This window comes from Pseudomonas sp. P5_B2, from assembly GCF_056400445.1.
The window spans coordinates 1-2,378 of sequence record NZ_JBFULH010000611.1 but is presented as its reverse complement, the minus strand read 5'-3'; the positions used below and the strand labels follow the sequence as shown (position 1 = coordinate 2,378).

Annotated in this window: 2 protein-coding genes and 1 pseudogene; all 3 read right to left on the bottom strand. The window is 50.3% G+C overall.

Translation table 11 applies throughout. The annotated features are described in order from the left end of the window. Nucleotides 1–274 precede the first annotated feature (274 nt). Nucleotides 275–545 (bottom strand): annotated as a pseudogene (locus AC1DRJ_RS24665) (hypothetical protein). 275 nt (nucleotides 546–820) lie between these two features. Further along, nucleotides 821–1,195 carry a hypothetical protein gene (locus AC1DRJ_RS24660; protein WP_477804463.1) on the bottom strand — a complete coding sequence of 125 codons (375 nt, stop codon included), beginning with the start codon at nucleotides 1,193–1,195 and terminating at the stop codon, nucleotides 821–823. Nucleotides 1,196–1,298: 103 nt separating this feature from the next. Further along, complete coding sequence (locus tag AC1DRJ_RS24655; RefSeq protein WP_477804462.1) at nucleotides 1,299–2,225, bottom strand: hypothetical protein; 927 nt, start codon at nucleotides 2,223–2,225, stop codon at nucleotides 1,299–1,301. Nucleotides 2,226–2,378 lie beyond the last annotated feature (153 nt).

Here is a 2,378-nt window from a genome sequence, read left to right as displayed (position 1 = left end):
GCTTTAGGGAAACACGCCCCTTTACCCCGCTGCGCCGCCTCTATCCCGCCTCTATCCGCTTGCTGTTCGTCAGGCCAGCGGCTTCCTTCAGATTCGCGGTCACCCGCGACACCCTTGCCTCTGGCTAACACTTCCCCTTGCCGGGTGTGTAGAGGACTTTCACCYCCAAGTCACCAGCGAGGCCACCACAGCCAAGCTGGTTGCGCTTGCGCGCAACGCGCCATGCCTGGCGCACGTACAAAAAAGCCGCGATCATCTCGCGGCTTTCTGGTCTTCAGCGTGCGGCTTTGTCCAGCCTCCAACCCAAGGCGTCCAAGGCGTCACAGCCATCCTGAATCAATATATGTGCAGCATTAGCGAAATGCTCCAGATCGTGACCTTCGGCGTCTTTGACACACAGGCAGGTGACGCTGTTGAGCAGATTCCGGCCGGCTTTGATTCGGTGAACGGCGGTTTCAAGAAGATCGGAGGCGCGGGCTTCCTGTGTCGATGTATAGCGTCGGGCCGACGCTGAAGTTGCCTTGGAGCGGGTGGTACTTAGCCATGGGTCAAAATTCCAGATAATTTCGAGAGGTTTCATCTTTGTTTCGACCGGCTAAGATCGGTCACCAGGTTGGCAGCGACGGCGGAACTATAGGCTGATGCTTGTGCCACTGAAAACCCCGGCGCACAATTTCAGATCGTTCCTACAGCTATTAAGCAAACGCCGCCCTCGAAAGCACCGACACATCATCACGCCGCAGCAGGTGCCAACCTTAGCTCTGAACATCAATTCGAGTGTGCATATCCGCAAGAAAATCGTCAGGCAAAAGTACGTTACTCAATGAAAACCGCTGATTTCTTTCAGATTAATGATAAGCGACTTGAAAAATGGATTTTGCCGAACTCGAATTGACTGGATATCTTCGTAGCGGATTAGGTCTTGACGCTCATAACCAGCGGCTTCATCAAGAAAACTAAGCCCWTCAGGTACAATCGAGATGCTGACTTTGTGGTCGCGCTTTGCGAAATTACAGATAACAAAAAATATTATGCTTAGTAAAACTGATATCCCGAATGGCCAACCCGATACATAGCGTCCCAGTGGAATAACGGGAAAAAATATAAGTGCGAACATCGCCGTAGTCGCGGCGTAGCTCATGACAGCCCAAGACATAATCCCAAGACCAACTTTTGCATTCCAAATAGCTTTCATTACCTATCCTTGTGCGCCTATGGCGTAAAGCGACGTTATAGTTTAGAAAAAATCGTGTTGCCTTAGCACAGCTACCAGCGGCCGGTATTCAGGCACTGACTTTCTATCTCCATTCAAGATCAACAAGCCTTGTGGTAGGACCGTTGACTTTTAAGCGTTCGGTTACAACTTTTGGCCACAGGTTGCGGGAGCGGCGTTTGGCAAGGCCGTAGGTGAACTCCTGAATGCGACAGGTGGGATAGAAGCAAAGATCGAGCACCAAACCCAGTACATCAATGCCACGTAAAAAATTCTTGCCTCCACTTTCTTGCTTTGCGTGTTTTATCCGTTCCAGTGTTTTCTTGAAGCTGTCGCTCATTCTAGGCCGCACGGATAACTGACTTTGTACAAATGCATCCGACTCACTGTGATTACCGTGCTCGTCGAACCAGGGGCCATTGTTCATATATGAGCGGATGTACTCCCAAAAGCCTTTTTGCATTGCCAGTGTTTTACCGAAGGGGGCACCTAGGCTGACCATCAAAGCCGTTTCCGGTTTTTCGAAGCTGTACATGCGAATTTCCAACGATGCGCTTTGCATGCCACCGATGTGGGGACCGACTAGTTGAAATTCATTAGCTATGGCAGAGATGCCTTCCCACGGAGTGTGAAACAGTTCGCCGTCGTGATCAAAGTACACTTCGCGGGTGCGACGGTTAAAAAGGATGGGTAGAGGTAACGGGCGCAAGATCTCCCAAAGGAAGGGCACCAGAAACAAAATAAAACCCATACCAAACATCATGTAATCAAAGACACCTTGCATCATCAGCATTAGGGTAAGTCCTATCGATGCGCAGCCACCAATTCCGCCTAATACACCCGTCCATAACCCTCGATCCGAATCACCTCCTGATTGCAACGCCAAGTAATTCTCGGTGTGTTCATCAGTAATAAACAGTTCCATCGGTTGTTCACCAGTGGGCTTGTTCGCTTCAAGCGCGACGGTGGGCGTAGAACTATAACGTGGTTCTTCTGGCATATTCATATCCATGCTAGTTCCATAATTTTTACTGCTGGCAGTGTCAGTCCTTCTTGTGGGGAATAGATCAACTCGCCCTCAATACGCTTCAAGTCTCGTACTCCGTCCTCATGGTAAACGCGGCGATACGGGGTGATGCCAATGGGTACAGGAAGGGTACAGGAA